Here is a 16,061-nt window from a genome sequence, read left to right as displayed (position 1 = left end):
GAGTCAGCTGCCGGTAATGCGTAGTCATCTGCGCTTGAATCCTTCGGTGTGAGAGCCTGGATTCTACCGGTGGCTGGCTCTCTGCCTCTCGTTTCAAGCGTTGCGCTTATTCTATGAATTCAGGCAAGAAAATCCAAATTTTTGGCAGAGTTTAAAGGGAGGAACTTTTTTAAGCGGGCAATTTGAGCGCAAGACCGCATCGGGAGAGACCATCTATCTTGAGGCCACCTACAACCCCGTCATTGATGAAGCCGGCCAGGTTGTGAAAGTGTTAAAATTTGCCACCGACGTCAGCTCGCAGAAGCATAAGGCTGATGAAATCCGTCAGGCCGCAGAGCTTTCCTTCACCACCGCCGAGGAGACATCTCAAATTTCCGTGCGGGGCATGGAGTCCCTTGCTAGTTCAATTGAACTATCTCAGGGTACATTTAATTTAATAAACGGTGCGGTTATTTCGATTACACAGCTAAATGCTCAGGCTAAAGATATCGAGAAAATTGTTACCATCATCCAAGGCGTGGCAGAACAAACTAACTTACTAGCACTTAACGCCGCAATTGAAGCTGCCCGAGCGGGTGAAATGGGCCGAGGCTTTGCTGTAGTAGCCGACGAGGTTCGTCAGTTGGCAGCTCGAACTAGCAGTGCCACCGTGGAAATCCAGAATGTGGTAACTGCTAACGGAAAGCTTACTCAGCAACTGAATATAGATATGAACAGCATCGCTAGAAGCGCCGAAGAAAACAACGATCAGATCGCAACTGTAACAACTATTATGCGTGAAATCAGTGACGGTGCAGACCATGTTGCCCGTACCGTATCGACGTTGTTCAAAGACAATAGCTAGTGTCCAGTTTTAGGCAAAATCAGGATCGGAACTTCGAGCCGCAGCGCTACAGAGCCAGAAGCCCAAACTTGGTGACGGCCATCGTGCTATGGAACACGATGTATCTGGAGTGCATCACTTGGGGCTGGTCGAGGCTGGCAAGTCGGTGGGCGGCGAGCTGCTGCAATACCTATTGCCGCTGGGCTGGGAGCACATCAACCTGACTGGCGATTACGTCTGGCGGCAGAGCCGCAGGCTGGAGATCGGGAAGTTCAGGCCGCTACGATTGCCCGGAAAACCTTAGCGTACGATTTTTTCCGAATTCTGCGGGCTCCCCTATCACCAGCTACGCTCGACCATCGCCCAAGTCGGTGGGAAGAAGGAATTGACCGGCCGCACCGACATCGAAATCGAGATCAGCAACCAGTGCGCCAGGCTGATCGGCAACGCGATCATCTTCTACAACTCGGCGATCCTGTCCCTGCTGCTGACGAAGTACGAGGCAGCTGGCAATGCCAAGGCGCTGGCGTTGATCACGCAGATGTCGCCAGCGGCCTGGCGGCACATCCTGCTGAACGGGCATTACACCTTCCAGACTGACGGCAAGTTCATCGACCTGGATGCGCTCGTGGCGGGACTGGAGCTGGGCTGACGGAAATTTCTGGGATTCCGGCGTACAACCCCAGATTTGGTTTCGAGAGTGCCCAAAGCTTGAGATAGCCGTCGTGAGTGATATTCGCAGCCTCGTTTTGGATGTCGCACATTTGCAACCAAAGCTGCCTGGCTCCCTCTACGATGCTTCCGGCGGCGCGCTTCATTCGCTCCGTTTTGAGCTTGTTGACGGGGCAGTGACATAGCTCGATGTCGTCATCCGCGCTGGCCAAATAATTGTTCAGCGTCTCTTGCACGCTGCGCACCAATTCCCAGTTCTGTGAGCCGATAATTCTTGCGATGTCGGTCAGGCGCAGGTTGCTCGTGAGCTTGTGTCTGTACTTCGATCCGATCGACGCATAAGCCAAGCCGTGGGCTGTTTTGCACGTCACGTTCGGCGGAAACTTTTGCTTGGCAGCAATCTCGACGCTTTTGTTGTAGCAGAGGTAGAGCAGACGGCATTGAGGCCGAGCCTTGGCATAGCCAACAAGCGTGGTGGTCTTCCCTGTTCCAGCAAAAGCCACCAGCTTGACGATACGGGCCAACGAGTTAATCGCTGGCCCCTGTTCGTGGGTGAAGTTCATCCCTTGGATCTCCGTTCTGATATGCCTCCATGGTTGCATAGCCACGCACAAACCCAAGCGGGGGCTGCTAGCTCTGCCCTCTAAAGGATTTGGGTATTCCTGGAGAGGTGGCAATGTCTTCTCACACCCGGAATCAGAGCAGCAACCATGACTTACAACGAGACCCTTGCTTCCTATCAGCGCCTTCTTGAAGCCAATCCAGGGAAAGCATTGCAAATCGGCGACGATTGCTACGCGGTGCTGATCAACGGAACCTTGAGTGGGGCATACGCCACCCTGGATGGGGCTGTTGATCTTGGGACAATCTTCCACTTTGATCGAGAAGCTTGGGATGCCGAATGCGAGTGTTGGGACGGCGATGTTTCTGGCATGCAAACAGCATTTTGCGTAGCCACTCCCTCCCTTGTTGAACTTCCGCCACCACCCGCGGGGAATGGCACGCCCAACCAAGGGAAAAAAGAATGCTAGGGTTCGCCGCCAATCCGATGCCGAACAAAGCCAGGGGAATTCCGTTTGGGATTTACGGGACTGCTGGCAGGATGAATGCAGATCAAGGGAGCCGTAGCTTATGACAGCCATCCAACTTTTCCAGCAGCGCCAATCGGAGCCGGTATGCACCGATCTGATTCAGATGATTCGTGACGGCATGATTCGCCGGCTCAAGCGATTTGTTGTAGAACCTTACGATGACGGCATCACCTGGGGGATTCAGACAGTCGCCATAGCAACACCTGATGCTGATGACGGCGACCAGTTTCCGGTTGTGATTGTCGACCTCCACGAAGACGACCAGGCTGCAATGTCGTTTGCCCTGAGCGTCTTCGACGCGCTCAAAAATGCAGGCCGAGCATCAGGCGAGGATGTATGCCAATGGCGGCGAAGCCTCTTCACGCTTGTACCTAATTACTGAGCGCTGCGCGCCCCAGACCGGGCCAAGAAAAACCCGCCATTAAGGCGGGTTTTTTGTGGAAGTGGCACCAAAAGGACGGCAAATGACGATTCGAATACCTAAGCGGAAAAAACCGGCACCGGCGACACTGCTCACAAAGGCACAAACGGTCGTCAGATGACGACGCAAGCTAATCTGGTTGCTCTCCTTCCTCTGCCGAAACAGCGAACAGCAGACCGGCTTCTTGTGCTTCAGCCAACTCACCCAAAGGCTTCGTGATCAGCCATTCGCTTTCTTCGGCAGGGTCATACTCAGGAAGCGGGGGAAGATCTTCAGGGTCAAGTTCCAGATTAAGCGGGAGCTGTGCGAGGTCACAGAAGGTGAACTTGATTGCGATCACCTTCCGCCCTTCCCTCCTCAACTCGTAGCTGACATCCAGATTGCTCTTAGTCTTCAGCTCCTCAACTGCCGGATCTATGACTCTCTGGCGAAGGTTGTTGAATCGTTGATAGGCATCCGACAAGCCAAGGGCGACCCGCAAGGCTTCAACCTCGATGTAGGCCCATCCAGTCTTCCGAAACTGCATCAGCATCTCGAATAGCCGGAACGAATGGCTTGAGTCCAGGCAGGCAACGCGCCGTAGATCATAGCTGGTCACTTTGCTGTACAGCATCGTGAGATAGGGCATGACATGGATGGTGAACGACAATTCAACGCGACCTTCACCATCCAGATATTTGGCCCGATCAACCCACCGCTTTCGCTCCATTCCAGACCCGTCAAAGGTCTTGATATCGCGCTCGTATAGCTCATCAGCTGCCACTTTCATCTGCTCATAGGCATGCCTGAGCTGGACGCCGTAGATATCCGAATAGTCCACGGCCGACACTGACACCTTTTTCGGCATGGGCCTTCTTGGATCGAGCTTGCTAATAGCCGCGAGGATCAATCGCTGCTCGTTGAGAGTCAGCCGGTACGATGCGGTAATCAGCGTATTGGATTTCGTGACCCGGAGCGGCTTAGGTTCCGGCTTGGTAGGTTTGGGTAAATTGGACATAACTGGCCCTACGATTAGTAACGAAACCCTACAGAGAGTTTCCCCTGTAGTCGATACCCAGGAATTTTTTAATCCCTCGCCCCCAGTAACCACGGGCCCCGCAGATCACCGCCTGTTCACTTGGCTCGGCATCGCATGAATCTGTAGTCGATAGATAGCAGCCGTAATTTGTAGTCGATAGGCTTCCGTCCACCCCGTACAACAGCCGGAATCTGTAGTCGATGGTGCGCGGCACCTTCGATCCGCAGCCGTAATCTGTAGTCGATAGCAAAGAATTGGGTGGCACTGCTACGGGCAATGGCCGTCCAGGCATAGCCGTAATCTGTAGTCGTATCGAGCAAATGGCTGCTATAGCAGCCGTAATCTGTAGTCGATAGGCTTAGGCGAGGACAGAAAAGACTATTTATTGGCGATTCCAAGCAGAAGTGGGGCAAAACATCAAGAAACGTCAAAGAAACGTCGAATAATTATAAATATCATTTAAAAACAACGACTTACAGAGTTTTTGCCGTAGGCAAAGGCCAAGCTGGCAAATTCAGAGCACAAAATGGCTTGAAATCGAGCCATAAAAACTCAAACTCGTGCTACGTGCACAACCCAACAGCCGGAATCTGTAGTCGTTAGACGCAGCCCAGGCCCTTCATCTGGCCTGTGGATAACGGCCGGAATCTGTAGTCGTCACAGCCGGAATCTGTAGTCGCATCAGCCGTAATCCATAGTCGCAAAGCCGGAATCTGTAGTCGCAATGCCGTAATTTGTAGTCGATAGTCCTCTGGAGGCCCCGTGGCACAAGGGCTCCAGCCTTCTAAAAACAAGAGAACAACAAGAGAAAAACAATTAAAAGGCTTTTAAAACTGGAAAGCTGATTTTTCTGAAGGTTGAGAAGCAAAGGCCAAATCCAAAGCCAAAAGCAGACTCAGAATCCGAGGGCCGTTTTTCCGACGACAATTCGGTTCGAAAGCAGCACACCCACCAGGTCGGCGAGGAGAAAATGATCCCAACCGAACACGACCTGGAGGAACCCAATGAATACTGCCGCTTTCGCGGGCGTCGCAGCTTATCTGCTCAGCATGGCTGCTATAGCGCCGGAGCCGGTAAGCCTAGCTGTAGGCGTTACGACGATCGTAGACGTCCAGCAGCACTACACCATCATCGACAAGATTGGTACTTCCTACACCGGCGGGCCGGTACTTAACCTTTCAGAGTGGGAGGTCAACCTCGAGGGTGTCACTGACATTCAGCTGGCGTTCAACGCTGAAGGGGTCCTGGATGTCGCTACGGTAAAAGCTGACAAGCTCCACTTGGAGGAGGTGCTGAATGGCTTGAGGAGCCAGCTGCAAATCAGCACTGATGAATCCAGCCTTGGCTTTGAGAACGTGACTTTCTTGTCTGGCTCAACCGAGGTGGTTGTCGAATCGCATCCCCTGGACACCCAATTCACTGTCAATTACATCAGCGCCGACTTCAAACGCGCACGTACCCAAGCTCAAAAACAGTACGCCTAACCAAATCACAGAACAGCCCTCCTCTTTCCACACAAAAACCAGTTCGCTTCAAACCATAAAAAACAGCAATAAACCCGAACTGATCGGCAGGATACCTAGTCATCAGTTCGGGATAAGCAGCGGAAAAAAGGCCCGTACCATGATTTAGCCTTGAAAATATGGCGTTACGTATTATCATCCCCCTGTATTCAGCAAATGCAGGGATTGTCATGCAGCAGTCAAGCGAGCAGTTTGAAGAAGAAACGGTCAACTACACCGACTTCGACGCCCTCCTCTATCCCCCCCAGTTCGCGGCCGACTGCTTCGGCCTTACCACCCGTCGCCTCAAAGATATTGAAGACGAAAACGGCATCGAGATTCGCCGGGTTCCGCGAGGAACTGTCACCTCAAGGGCTTATACGCTTCGCGATATTTTTGACATCGCTGCGCTTCGCCGAGCGAAAGGCTACGCAAAGGGACTGCCTCGGCAGATTGTTATCTCAACGTTCGTGCAGAAAGGCGGTACCGGGAAGACGACAACCTCAGTCAACTTTGCTGTATTCCTTCAGCTTGCAGGTCTGAGGGTGCTTTGCGTTGATAACGATCCTCAGGGCGATTCGTCCAGCGTGTTTGGCTACGATCCAGATCTCGCACTATCAGATCTCGAGGCGATGGGAATACCAGCCGATCGCTATGTCGCCGGCCATTTTGGCAGCCTCCTGAGTCCCGATCTCCGGGTGAGATGCTTTGATCCGATGACTTTCGAGGAAGTCGTCAAGAAGCCATTCGGTGAGAACGGGCCACACCTGATTCCTGCCGATGCATATCTGGAAGATCTGGCCGTGGCACTCGATGCCGAAAACAATATGGACTTCTGGTATGCAGGGTGGCTTGAGCGGGCGCGTAGCGGAGAAATCCCAGGTGTCGATATCTCCTCTTATGATGTGATTCTGTTCGACAATGCGCCTACCGCCTCCAGGCTCACCAAGAACTCCATTGTTGCCAGCGACTTTGTGCTCTGCCCTGTACGGATGGATAAGTTTTCATTCAGGGCGCTGATGCGGCTAAACGACTGGATGGTTCGATTTGCGAAAGCATATCGCCGCTCTCCAGGAGTGCTCGCTATCCCTACGATGTTCATCCGCAACCGCAAACGCATCCTCAACAACCTGGTCGTCCTGAACGATCTTTTCCCTGGTCGGGTATCTGAAGAAAAACTCTATTACTCCGAGGATTACGGTAAAGCGCTTGATCAAGGCGTTCCCCTGCTGGTCTGGAAAGGTGCCTCTTCCAAGACTATTGACTCGATGCGCAGTGTTTTCGGTGAGGCGTTGAAACGAATACGCGATCTGGCCGCTCAGTGATTTGAGGTGGTGCTCGGAGCACCAGAGCCGTTAGATTTGAGTGGTGCTCGGAGCACCACTCAGCGAATTCAGAAAATGGTGGTGCTCGGAGCACCACTTATAACTTGAGAATATGAGTGGTGCTCGGAGCACCACCACTAGGTTTCGGAGGAAGTATGGCCAAGTCGGAGGATTACCCAGGTCAAAAAAAGACCCCCCCTCTTTGGGTCACCGGGGTTCGCCCGCCAGCGGAAATTGCTGAGCCGAATCTCAGGGTTTCCGTTGCAGACATGCTCGCAGCGCAACGGGCGGAACAGGAGGACAGCGCTCCAGTTCCAACCCCGGTTGCAGCTCCAACGCCAGGCCATAACGATGAATCTCTTGCCGCAAGTGACAGCGGCGTCCTCGCTGAAGTAAAGGTCGAGTCGATTCGGGTATCTCCCTTTCAGCCTCGCCTGACCTTCAGCGAGGCTGCTATTGAGGATCTGGCGAACTCAATCGCCTCTGTTGGGCTGGTAAAGCCGTTGACGGTTCGTCCTATAGGGGAAGGAGCGTATGAGCTGATCGGCGGCGAGCGTCGTTGGCGTGCTCACAAGCTGCTGGGCAGAGAAACCGTCACCGCCTATGTTCGCTCCGTTACGGATGCAATGGCGAAGATCCTGGCCTTGACCGACAACGAGGGACAGGAAGCTCTAACCGAGTATGAGCGCGGTCGTTCCTATGCCGCGATTATGCGAGCTCGGGAAGAAAGTTCGATTCGTGCTCTGGCGCGCAGAGTAGGGGTCAACCATTCGATAGTTAGCAGATGCCTTCTCCTAATGGATCTGCCAGAGGAGGTTCGAGCGATACTCGACACGAATCCAGGGCTTATCGGTGGGAAATGGGCAAAAGACTTCATTGAATTCAGTCGTACCGAGCCGGCGTTGCTTCTGCAAGCAGTTACCTCTATGCGCGATCATCAATGGACGCAGGAACATGCTCTGCGGTGGTTAGCGAAGGAGGTTGCCTCGCGTGATCAGCAGAAAACGCCGAGCAAGTTCACCGACAAAGAGATCAGTGGGATAGGCAAGGTTCGTGTAGATGGGAAAAAGGTCGAGCTTCGATGCGAGAAAACTGTCGACGCGAAGCGGCTGGCTGAACAATTTGAGGCCTTTTTGAAGACCATAGATCGCTCCCTGATCACAAGCGAATGATTATCAATTATATTGTAATGAATGATTTCAGACGCGAAACTGGTTAGAAAACGTGAACACGAAGGCGAAGTGCCATGACAGAATATGGTTTTTCAGACTTCGAGATAGGGATATATGGCAACCGCAGTCGCGCAACCAGAACTCAGAGTGGTGCAACCGCAGACACGATTCACCGCTCTCGCACAGCTGCCAAAGATTGAGCCTGAGCATTTGCTCGGCCTAAGCCGTATCGAGCTGTTTTCAGTGATTTCAGAGCACTGGCTGAAGTGTTCAGCCCCCGCGCGGATTCACATGTTGAGCAGCGAAGATCGGTTCATCCGCGGCGAGGCGCGGGCTCAAAACAAAGCATTAAGCGTCACGCAAATTTGCGCAGACCAAGCGCCAGGGGTTATCTATGAGCAATTCAACCAAACACCGTATCTCGCTGGCGTATGAGCACGAAGGTGAGGTGCGGCAGGCTTCAGCTGAGTTGAACCTAACGAAGGCGAGCATCATCTTCAGCGGGCTCCCGAGCATAAAATTCCAGGTCTCTCTAAGCGATCCTGAGCAGGTCATATTGCAGTTGCCCACTGACCGCAAAGGAAAAAAGCCAACGGTGTCTTGCGACATCTCCTCGATTCCTGAGCTGGAAGCGGCGATGGGGGAGGTGCGCAGGCAAGGCTGGCTAAGGCCGAAGGTGTCAGTGAGTGAGTGTGAATGAACTGAGGCCGATGCCATGCTCTGATGTCGAGGCGCTTGAAATCGATATCCAGGAAGCTCACAAGCGCATCCCTTTGCACGAATCGCAATTGACCGCCCAGCTCATTCGCTACTCTGGTTGCTTGAGTACGCACGGAGAGTAGGCCGAGAGCCGCAGGCCTAGCACAGAAGCTCCAAGGGAGGCTGTCCACGCGCTGTCCCAGGCTCCGGACGGGAAATGATCTACATAGATCTCCGCGATAACCTATGCTTCAACCTCAGCCAGCCCACTTTCCTTCTGTAGGAAGGGATCGAGCTTACGGCGGTCAAAAAACTCAAAAAGCATCAAATTAATGAAACTTATCACGCCTTAAATGGTCAGTGATGGCCTAATGTTTGCTGTAGACATGGCCCTAGCTTATGCTGTGCTATGAGACAACTTTTTTATAGGTGTTGCCGTTCTGCAACCAGTTTACGAGCTGAAAAGATGACGAACTTTTGACGCCGTTTTTTGTGTGGTGGTGCAGAACTGTATATTTATACACTGATTAGCATGCAGCCTTTGCCTTGACAGAAAATACCGAGATTCAGCCATGATCACAAAGATGCCGCCTCATGTAGTCAGAAGCTTTCCCTACTGGGAGACGCCACCGGAGCCGGGCCAGGATTTACATGAATTGAAATGGGGTGTCATGGAAGTCCTTTCAGACAAGTCGCTTAGATTCGTTGACACAAAACCAGATCAAGAAGCTCTCGAGGAATTAATAAGCCAACTTCAAGAGAAGATTTAATATTGATTTAGATTTATTGTCCTGGGCTTCTATAGATCACAACCCCTGCTTAAACGGCAGGGTTTTTTTTGCGTGAATATCGACGACAGGTCAGCAAAATGATCGCAAATTCAGACGCAAAAACGACCTGAAAAAGCGTCATTTATGTATGTATTCGACTTATCGTTCCTAGATGAACATGGAACGAGAAGCTGCTTATGCAAAGCTATGATTTGGAGTTTCACGATTACGCTCAGCTATTTCCGCTAATCATTGGTGATGACTACGAAGCCCTGCTTGAAGATATCGATACCAACGGACAGCGTGCCCCGATCGTTCTCCATGAAGGAAAGATCCTTGACGGGCGCAACCGATACCGCGTTTGCAAGGATCTGCTGATCGAACCCCAAACAGAGGAATACACAGGAGATGATGCCCTGGGTTATGTCCTCTCTCTGAACCTCTATCGACGGCAGCTCACCGTGGCACAACGGGCTTTGATCGCTGCCGAGCTGTCCTCACTGCGCGGGAGTAGCGCTATCACTGTTGACCTGGAGAAGGCCGCCGGGCAGGAGCTGGAAGCCGCCAAAATGGCTATTGAGGAGGCAGCCAAAGTCCTGGGTATCAGTCCGCGCTCTGTGTCTTCTGCGTGCAAGGTTGTGCGGGACGGTGCCCAAGAGCTGCTGGATGCTGTCAAGTCCGGCGAAGTGAGCGTATCCGCAGCTGAACAGGTGGCTAAGCTGGGGAAAGAAGCACAGCAAGAGTTGTGTAGCCGTGGGCCTAAGGCTATTCGTAAGGCCGCGAAGGACATGAGGGAGGAGGGCAGATCGAAACCTGCATTGACCAATAAGCCACTTCCGCCCTCAGAAAAAAACGGTTCCCTGCCTCCGCCAGTGCCGCTTGACGATGATGAAGATGCTGATTCAGCACAGGATGCGCCGGCTAACCAAATAGCCGCGATTGAGCAAGAGTCGGACGTTTTCTATACCTCGGAGAGAAAGCCAGCGGCTCAGCTACTGTTCGAAATGGCTGATGCCGGAATGCAATTTGGTCGAGAAGCTGAGGGCGTTGCCGACGACATCATGAATGAGGTTGAAGAAGGCCTCGATCTTCAGTTCCTTGCCTTTGTTGTGGATGTAGCAAAGAGGCTGGAGAATCGGGTGAAGGCAAAAATGCAGGCCCGATATGCTGAGGAGACGTGAGGGTTGGGATTTTCTGGAAGGGTGATTTCATAGGTTAAAGCCCGAACAGAAAAAGAGTACCCCACATGCAAACACCTCAGGACGACACCGTAATGGATTTTGGCCCGAACCTCTTCGGTGGCGAGGGTGGCTCCGCGTCCATCCCTTCCGCTGATGATGCAGATGCTACGAACGAGGCCCTGGAGGGTGCGGCGAGTGTTTCTCATCAGATGACTGAAGGTTGTATCGAAGAGAAGACAGCCGAGGCCGGCGGCGTCCAGGCTGGTGGTAACAGCGCTCCCTCGAGCAGCGATGTTGCACCTGGCGTGAACACTCAACAGGCAGCCACTCAAACCAAGGCAGGGAAGTCCGAAGTAGGCACCAAAGCCTTGTCCAGTGTGAAAGCAGCCGTGAAGGTTTTCGAAAGCATCAATGGCTTCGACGAGCAAAGCGCGACTCAGCGTACCGTTGTTCGCGATCTGATGTTAAAGCAGTCCGAAGCCATGGAACTCAAGCTCCAGGGCAAGAAACCTCCCGAGGGTGAAGACTTTGATGCCATTGCTAAGCAGCTCCGGCGCGAGAACAACCGCCTCGACTCCCTGCTTGAAAAGGAATCACTGTTCGGCAAGGCCCGGAAAGCCGCCGAAATTGCGATCGAAAACATCCAGGGCGTAATTGCCGAAATCAACCGTTTGGAGGAGGAGGCTTAGCCCTCCTGGACGCCATGAACAAGAAACTGTTCGCCAATATCCAGTTTTACGCCTTCTGGCCTTGCGCCGGATACCTTGCAGGCTATGCATTCCTTGCATCGGCAGGCATGATCTAACCAGCAGCCCTAGCAAACCTGGCGCGCCCCGTCACGGCTCAGGGCCATGAAACCCAAACCAAGGAGACAAGATGTCCCTCATCACCGAGTACCGAGCCACAGAGGAAGCCATCAAGGAGCTTCAGGACCGACTGGAGAAGCTGAGCGGAAATGAAGCCCTTTTGAAAGAGATGGAGTTCGAGAAAAAGCTGCGGGCCTTGATGTCTGAGTATGGCAAGAGCCTGCGTGACATCATCGCGATTCTTGACCCGGACTATCGAAAGCAGATTACCCATCAGCCTGGCAAACCTCGTGCGCAACGAGCAGTCAAGATCTACCGCAACCCCAACACGGGTGAGCTCGTTGAGACCAAGGGCGGCAACCACAAAACGCTCAAGGAGTGGAAGCAAGAGCATGGCGCTGATGTAGTCGAGACATGGCGAACCCAGTGAGTTTGCGCTTCCGCTGATCTTCCAGAATAAAAGGCCGGTGATCCCGGCCTTTTTTGTGAGCTCGGTTTGGCCACCGGGAGCTTGGGTTTTTTCAATTGAATGAGAACTTGAAATGGAGGTAAATAACTATCAACGGAGGATCAAATGGATAGCACTGAAAACGTCGATGAACGCCTGTTGGCCGCGGTTATGGATGAAGCGCAAACGGACTTCAGCATAGCCAGTATTGCAGTTGAGAAGATCCGTCAGGGAGCTGAAAGCATCGCCGCCGGCATGCACGGTCGCAACCATGTAAAGGCGTCATTCGAGCATTATGACGGTACCCCGATGTCGCCTGAAGAAGCCTTGGCTCACCAGTGTGTCCATGCGGCAAGTATCGGAAAATCCCTCGGCCAGGAATTTCTTCTGAAGGCACCTGCTCCCCTCCTGGAGCAATTTTCCGCCGTGGCAGGGAACCGTAACGTTGCGGACAGTGGTGCAATGCTCGCCGGCCTGCTGCATGGGTTCATGATTGCATTCGCCACGAGGGAGACGGAGGAGCGAGCGCTGAAAGCGATGCTGGAGGTGGCTCGGATCTGCGACGAGGCCAACAATATCCGAGGCACCTCTTTCGGCCAGGCCAGCGACTAAATTGGTTACTCGGGCGCTCTTTGCGGAGCGCCCATCATCCCAGCCGTCAGGCAGCCGGCTGCACCTTGGCCAGGTCCGACCCAGCATCAGGGGCAAGCTCCGAAACCAGATCCGATACCTCACCTTTCACCTGGGGAGCGTTGGCGACAAGAAAGTCCCCCCAATCCTTCATCAGGGCGCGACGCTTATCTAGCAAGTCACCTCGGTTATATGCTGCTTCAACCTTACTGTTGAGGGTATGCGCGAGAGCCATTTCGCAAACCTCTCGCTGGTGATCGGTTTCTTCCGCGGCCCACGTCCGAAAAGTAGATCTGAACCCATGCGGTACGACGCCATCGACCTGGAGCTGATCGAGCACCCTTGCCATGGCATTGCCGGGAATAGGGCCTGTTCGCCAGGAGTTGAGAAATATCCATTTGTCATGCTTTCCGACCTGCTGCCGTAGCACCTCGAGCATTTGCTCCGTAAGGGGTACCCGGTGAGCCTTGCCCGCTTTCATGCGTTCTGCTGGGATGTACCAGATTTTCTCCTCCCAATCTATTTCCGGCCACTGGGCCCCGCTCACCTCTTGGTTACGGGTCGCAGTCAGAATTGCGAATTCAACAGCACGAGCTGCTGCCCCATCCAGGGAATCGAGCCTGGCCAACAGCTCGGCAGTGCGTAAAGGTGTCGGAGACGGGAAGGGGACTACCGTATGCGATTGCTTGGGCAAGAGCTTGTCGAGATGACCGCGCCACCGTGCGGGGTTTTCACCTTGCCGAAGCTTCAGTGCCTTCGCTGCATCGAGCACGAGCTCTATGCGATTCCGGACGCGGTTCGCCGTGACGGGGATCTTGCTCCAGATCGGCGTCAGCACATCCAGGATATCGTCCGTGTCGACCTCGGCTATCCGAAATCCGCCTATGACAGGGTAGACATGCTTCGTGAGTGAATTCTGCCATTGCTGGTGATGCTTCTTAGACCAACTCGACGAATGCGTGCGTATGTACCTTTCCGCCGAAGACCGAAACGTGTGGCTCGTTGTAGTTCGTGAGGCTTTGGCGGCTTTGGCCTTCGCACGCTCAGCGGCTGGATCGACGCCACGGGCGATATCGAGCCGGTACTTGTCAGCCTCCAGCCGTGCGTCTCTGAGGCTCAAGGCAGGGAATGTCCCCAGGGCTAGATCGTGCCGTTGCTTCGCCAGCATATAGCGAAAGACCCAACTTTTCCGCAGGGTAGCTGACACACGAAGAATCAACCCTCGGCCGTCCTGGTAGGAGCCGGGCTTGTCGACATCCTTGACGAACTTAGGGGTCAGTTTGCTCATGAGGTGCCCTCGGTCACCGGGCCATTCTTTTCATCCACCGGCACGTCATCCTGAAAAGCGAGAGAAATGTTCTCCGGTGGGACAAGGTGAAGGCAAGCAAGCTCGTACCCCGCATCTGAAACGAGGTGTAAACCGGAGCGATCAACGGCGAGAACGGAAATCGCTCCAGGCTCGTCATCAAGCGCTTCACCAAGCCAGTTACTGAGTGCGTCTTCTACTGCCAGCATCGACCCAAAGAAATAGACCATTTCCTTGGCTTCACCGAGTAGTTCGGAGCGAGGTCCAATCTGCGGCCGTAAACCGTCACGGAAGATGGACTCAAGATTACGGGTTGGCGTGACGTGGTAAATCTCACCAGAAATCGGCTCGCTTTGAGCGTGCTCATTCGAAGCATGGTTTTTCACTACGGATTCCTCGCGGCTCGTTTGTTCGCAGGCGCTGATACTGCAATCGCGCCAGATCTCGCCGGAATGTAGGAGGATAAGGTATCCCCATACAAAACGGCTACAGGCCAGAACCTATAAGGGATTCGAGAAAACCCAAATATTACGTCCCACACCATAGCCCACAGTTGCTATCGAGCAGAATGACCCTTCCAGGAAGCAGAGGAGGCCGACCGACGAGAGCATGAGTACCTGGACCAGGTGAGGTGGGGGAGAGGAGAGGGGGAGTCGCCCACCCGGCAGCAGGCCTGAATCCTCGGCCGGGTTGTTGCCTGATCAGATTGAATGGATGGCTTCTGAGCCGCCAATTTCAACTATGGTCAATAGCCCGTTTTCAAAAACACCACCAGTATCAATATATCGAACATTCCCTAAATCAAGGACGGCAGCGACTTTCGTGTGGCCTACAAAGATCCTGTCGATACCAGCAACGGGGATGGTTGTTTGATTTACATGTCGAGACCTACGCCACATTGCTTCCGTGGCATGGTAGTTCCTATAAGAGTCGCCTAACTCACCTGTCAGAGCCTCTTCGAAGCGGGACCAACTTAGGCATGTGCATTCAGCATGAACAATTCCAAACTTTTCGCCGTTGCGGCCTTCGACCTGAATAGCGATGGGTAGACCATGTAAAGCAAGCCCTATGGACTTCTGCTCGTCAGAGGTAAGGGAATAAAACCATTCTCCACCGTACTTCCGGTGTCCAACTGGTTCGGTATCTAGTCCGCCTTCAACACACCAGTAGTCATGATTCCCCATAACAGACTTGAACCAAGGCTTCTTCAACCAGTCATCAACTTGGTGTGATTCTGGCCCTCTATCAACTAAATCACCTACCGAAAATAGTCTGTCTGCATATTCGTCAAATCCTACCGAAGATAACAGTTTCGATAGCTTGCTGAATTCACCATGAATATCGCCAACCACGAAATCACGCCCAAAAACATTTGCTCCATACTTCGCGTAATAGCCATTGGCGCTCACGCTGACCGGGGCATGAATTGCAGAAAGATGAAGGAATTTGGGCATCATAATAGGCTCGCGATACGCTGGAATTGTTGGCATACAGACCATTTTCGGAACGGATAGCGCCTAGATGGATAAAGGGTTCTTGCGTTGCTCAACGAAGTACGCAACCTCTTGAGATATTCGCTTTGTTTCAGCGTCATACTCATCGTTGATAGCAACAGCCCGATCCCCGCCAAGTTCGCTAATCAAGCGTTGAGCTTCTTGAGAAACCGCACTTTGTCTGTTCAGGAAGTTCGGGTCTATGACGTTCATATTGTAGGAACCGCCAATTCGCATAGCGACTTGAGCCCCTTGGGCCTCGCACATTACGAATCCGATCTTTTCATACGCCTCTACGAGTGTTGGAAAGCAGCTCAGCGCTATGTCGGTGAAGCGTGGTTTTAGGCTGGCAATCATCGCAGTCATAATTCCCTGATTGCGGTGGGCTGAATCGACGCAAATATAATTGATGCCACAAGCAGTTTCGGAGTCGTTAGCACGGGTCAGGGTCATAAAACCTATGATAGTTGATGCGGCATTTACAGCAATTACTAATTCTGAATTGATCATCAGGCTAATTGCTTGGTCTAGTTGAAGTTGGATGTCAGTCAGCATCCATGCACGAACTACGCCGAACATCGGGTGGGTAGTACTTATTGGTCGGTTGACCAAATCCTGGCTATAGCGATATGCCATACGCAAGATTTCTTCTTTCTGCGAATCACCTAGTTCTTTAATATTTTTGATTGTAACAACTTCCATGA

The 16,061-nt window shown here is 52.9% G+C and carries 17 protein-coding genes and 3 pseudogenes; 14 read left to right on the top strand and 6 right to left on the bottom strand.

Annotated elements, in window-relative coordinates; genetic code table 11:
• Positions 1 to 100: 100 nt before the first annotated feature.
• The 4 genes and pseudogenes from AC19YT_RS23985 to AC19YT_RS23970 form a co-directional block, all read left to right on the top strand.
• Positions 101 to 268: pseudogene (locus tag AC19YT_RS23985) on the top strand (PAS domain-containing protein); the annotation flags it as partial.
• 117 nt (positions 269 to 385) lie between these two features.
• Complete coding sequence (locus AC19YT_RS23980; RefSeq protein ID WP_275941885.1) at positions 386 to 844, top strand: methyl-accepting chemotaxis protein; 459 nt, start codon at positions 386 to 388, stop codon at positions 842 to 844.
• Positions 845 to 864: 20 nt separating this feature from the next.
• A pseudogene (locus AC19YT_RS23975) lies at positions 865 to 1,127 on the top strand (Tn3 family transposase); the annotation flags it as partial.
• 33 nt (positions 1,128 to 1,160) lie between these two features.
• A pseudogene (locus AC19YT_RS23970) lies at positions 1,161 to 1,475 on the top strand (Tn3 family transposase); the annotation flags it as partial.
• Here the strand turns inward: AC19YT_RS23970 and AC19YT_RS23965 are convergent.
• Positions 1,432 to 2,058: a DEAD/DEAH box helicase family protein gene (locus tag AC19YT_RS23965; protein ID WP_192909175.1), complete on the bottom strand. Its 627-nt coding sequence runs from the start codon at positions 2,056 to 2,058 to the stop codon at positions 1,432 to 1,434. The pseudogene AC19YT_RS23970 and the gene AC19YT_RS23965 sit on opposite strands and share 44 nt — an antisense overlap.
• A gap of 147 nt (positions 2,059 to 2,205) precedes the next feature.
• Here AC19YT_RS23965 and AC19YT_RS23960 point away from each other — a divergent pair, with 147 nt between their 5' ends.
• Positions 2,206 to 2,526: a hypothetical protein gene (locus tag AC19YT_RS23960; protein ID WP_028622368.1), complete on the top strand. Its 321-nt coding sequence runs from the start codon at positions 2,206 to 2,208 to the stop codon at positions 2,524 to 2,526.
• Between the two features lie 100 nt (positions 2,527 to 2,626).
• Positions 2,627 to 2,968, top strand: a complete 342-nt coding sequence (locus AC19YT_RS23955; RefSeq protein ID WP_016502326.1) for a hypothetical protein — start codon at positions 2,627 to 2,629, stop codon at positions 2,966 to 2,968.
• A gap of 169 nt (positions 2,969 to 3,137) precedes the next feature.
• Here the strand turns inward: AC19YT_RS23955 and AC19YT_RS23950 are convergent, their stop codons facing one another.
• Entirely contained in the window at positions 3,138 to 4,004 is an 867-nt protein-coding gene (locus tag AC19YT_RS23950; RefSeq protein ID WP_011154372.1) for a replication initiation protein, read from the bottom strand.
• 1,025 nt (positions 4,005 to 5,029) lie between these two features.
• Between AC19YT_RS23950 and AC19YT_RS23945 the strand changes: the two genes are divergently transcribed.
• The 8 genes from AC19YT_RS23945 (at position 5,030) to AC19YT_RS23910 (ending at position 12,540) form a co-directional block, all read left to right on the top strand.
• Complete coding sequence (locus AC19YT_RS23945) at positions 5,030 to 5,509, top strand: hypothetical protein (protein ID WP_011154371.1); 480 nt, start codon at positions 5,030 to 5,032, stop codon at positions 5,507 to 5,509.
• A gap of 209 nt (positions 5,510 to 5,718) precedes the next feature.
• Positions 5,719 to 6,852, top strand: coding sequence for a ParA family protein (locus AC19YT_RS23940; protein WP_011600725.1), 1,134 nt, complete (start codon positions 5,719 to 5,721; stop codon positions 6,850 to 6,852).
• A 155-nt stretch (positions 6,853 to 7,007) separates the two neighbouring features.
• A complete protein-coding gene (locus AC19YT_RS23935; protein ID WP_060765510.1) occupies positions 7,008 to 8,024 on the top strand; it encodes a ParB/RepB/Spo0J family partition protein in 1,017 nt (338 codons plus the stop codon).
• Between the two features lie 394 nt (positions 8,025 to 8,418).
• On the top strand, positions 8,419 to 8,724 hold the full coding sequence (locus tag AC19YT_RS23930; protein ID WP_011600727.1) for a hypothetical protein: 306 nt from the start codon (positions 8,419 to 8,421) through the stop codon (positions 8,722 to 8,724).
• A 966-nt stretch (positions 8,725 to 9,690) separates the two neighbouring features.
• A complete protein-coding gene (locus AC19YT_RS23925) occupies positions 9,691 to 10,674 on the top strand; it encodes a ParB/RepB/Spo0J family partition protein (RefSeq protein ID WP_060765509.1) in 984 nt (327 codons plus the stop codon).
• Between the two features lie 65 nt (positions 10,675 to 10,739).
• Complete coding sequence (locus AC19YT_RS23920) at positions 10,740 to 11,363, top strand: hypothetical protein (protein ID WP_500611131.1); 624 nt, start codon at positions 10,740 to 10,742, stop codon at positions 11,361 to 11,363.
• Positions 11,364 to 11,550: 187 nt separating this feature from the next.
• Positions 11,551 to 11,910, top strand: a complete 360-nt coding sequence (locus AC19YT_RS23915) for a histone-like nucleoid-structuring protein, MvaT/MvaU family (RefSeq protein WP_016974335.1) — start codon at positions 11,551 to 11,553, stop codon at positions 11,908 to 11,910.
• A 144-nt stretch (positions 11,911 to 12,054) separates the two neighbouring features.
• Positions 12,055 to 12,540, top strand: coding sequence for a hypothetical protein (locus AC19YT_RS23910; protein WP_060765506.1), 486 nt, complete (start codon positions 12,055 to 12,057; stop codon positions 12,538 to 12,540).
• A 46-nt stretch (positions 12,541 to 12,586) separates the two neighbouring features.
• Here AC19YT_RS23910 and AC19YT_RS23905 read toward each other — a convergent pair whose 3' ends face one another.
• The 4 genes from AC19YT_RS23905 to AC19YT_RS23890 form a co-directional block, all read right to left on the bottom strand.
• Complete coding sequence (locus AC19YT_RS23905; RefSeq protein ID WP_060765505.1) at positions 12,587 to 13,846, bottom strand: tyrosine-type recombinase/integrase; 1,260 nt, start codon at positions 13,844 to 13,846, stop codon at positions 12,587 to 12,589.
• Positions 13,843 to 14,250: a hypothetical protein gene (locus AC19YT_RS23900; RefSeq protein ID WP_060765504.1), complete on the bottom strand. Its 408-nt coding sequence runs from the start codon at positions 14,248 to 14,250 to the stop codon at positions 13,843 to 13,845. Before AC19YT_RS23900 ends, AC19YT_RS23905 begins: the two co-directional genes overlap by 4 nt.
• 315 nt (positions 14,251 to 14,565) lie before the next feature.
• Positions 14,566 to 15,321, bottom strand: a complete 756-nt coding sequence (locus AC19YT_RS23895; protein WP_192909177.1) for a metallophosphoesterase — start codon at positions 15,319 to 15,321, stop codon at positions 14,566 to 14,568.
• Between the two features lie 60 nt (positions 15,322 to 15,381).
• A complete protein-coding gene (locus AC19YT_RS23890; protein ID WP_060765503.1) occupies positions 15,382 to 16,059 on the bottom strand; it encodes a GNAT family N-acetyltransferase in 678 nt (225 codons plus the stop codon).
• Positions 16,060 to 16,061 lie beyond the last annotated feature (2 nt).

It is taken from the genome of Pseudomonas sp. MF08875, assembly GCF_059862525.1.
The sequence above is the reverse complement of the archived record's forward strand: the minus strand, read 5'-3'. Positions and strand labels throughout refer to the sequence as shown.

Bases quoted from the DNA above. Each gene is read 5' to 3' on its own strand.
- AC19YT_RS23980 (WP_275941885.1), top strand. From the start codon at position 386: ATGGAGTCCCTTGCTAGTTCAATTGAACTATCTCAGGGTACATTTAAT.
- AC19YT_RS23965 (WP_192909175.1), bottom strand. From the start codon at position 2,058: ATGAACTTCACCCACGAACAGGGGCCAGCGATTAACTCGTTGGCCCGT.
- AC19YT_RS23960 (WP_028622368.1), top strand. From the start codon at position 2,206: ATGACTTACAACGAGACCCTTGCTTCCTATCAGCGCCTTCTTGAAGCC.
- AC19YT_RS23955 (WP_016502326.1), top strand. From the start codon at position 2,627: ATGACAGCCATCCAACTTTTCCAGCAGCGCCAATCGGAGCCGGTATGC.
- AC19YT_RS23950 (WP_011154372.1), bottom strand. From the start codon at position 4,004: ATGTCCAATTTACCCAAACCTACCAAGCCGGAACCTAAGCCGCTCCGG.
- AC19YT_RS23945 (WP_011154371.1), top strand. From the start codon at position 5,030: ATGAATACTGCCGCTTTCGCGGGCGTCGCAGCTTATCTGCTCAGCATG.
- AC19YT_RS23940 (WP_011600725.1), top strand. From the start codon at position 5,719: ATGCAGCAGTCAAGCGAGCAGTTTGAAGAAGAAACGGTCAACTACACC.
- AC19YT_RS23935 (WP_060765510.1), top strand. From the start codon at position 7,008: ATGGCCAAGTCGGAGGATTACCCAGGTCAAAAAAAGACCCCCCCTCTT.
- AC19YT_RS23930 (WP_011600727.1), top strand. From the start codon at position 8,419: ATGAGCAATTCAACCAAACACCGTATCTCGCTGGCGTATGAGCACGAA.
- AC19YT_RS23925 (WP_060765509.1), top strand. From the start codon at position 9,691: ATGCAAAGCTATGATTTGGAGTTTCACGATTACGCTCAGCTATTTCCG.
- AC19YT_RS23920 (WP_500611131.1), top strand. From the start codon at position 10,740: ATGCAAACACCTCAGGACGACACCGTAATGGATTTTGGCCCGAACCTC.
- AC19YT_RS23915 (WP_016974335.1), top strand. From the start codon at position 11,551: ATGTCCCTCATCACCGAGTACCGAGCCACAGAGGAAGCCATCAAGGAG.
- AC19YT_RS23910 (WP_060765506.1), top strand. From the start codon at position 12,055: ATGGATAGCACTGAAAACGTCGATGAACGCCTGTTGGCCGCGGTTATG.
- AC19YT_RS23905 (WP_060765505.1), bottom strand. From the start codon at position 13,846: ATGAGCAAACTGACCCCTAAGTTCGTCAAGGATGTCGACAAGCCCGGC.
- AC19YT_RS23895 (WP_192909177.1), bottom strand. From the start codon at position 15,321: ATGATGCCCAAATTCCTTCATCTTTCTGCAATTCATGCCCCGGTCAGC.
- AC19YT_RS23890 (WP_060765503.1), bottom strand. From the start codon at position 16,059: ATGGAAGTTGTTACAATCAAAAATATTAAAGAACTAGGTGATTCGCAG.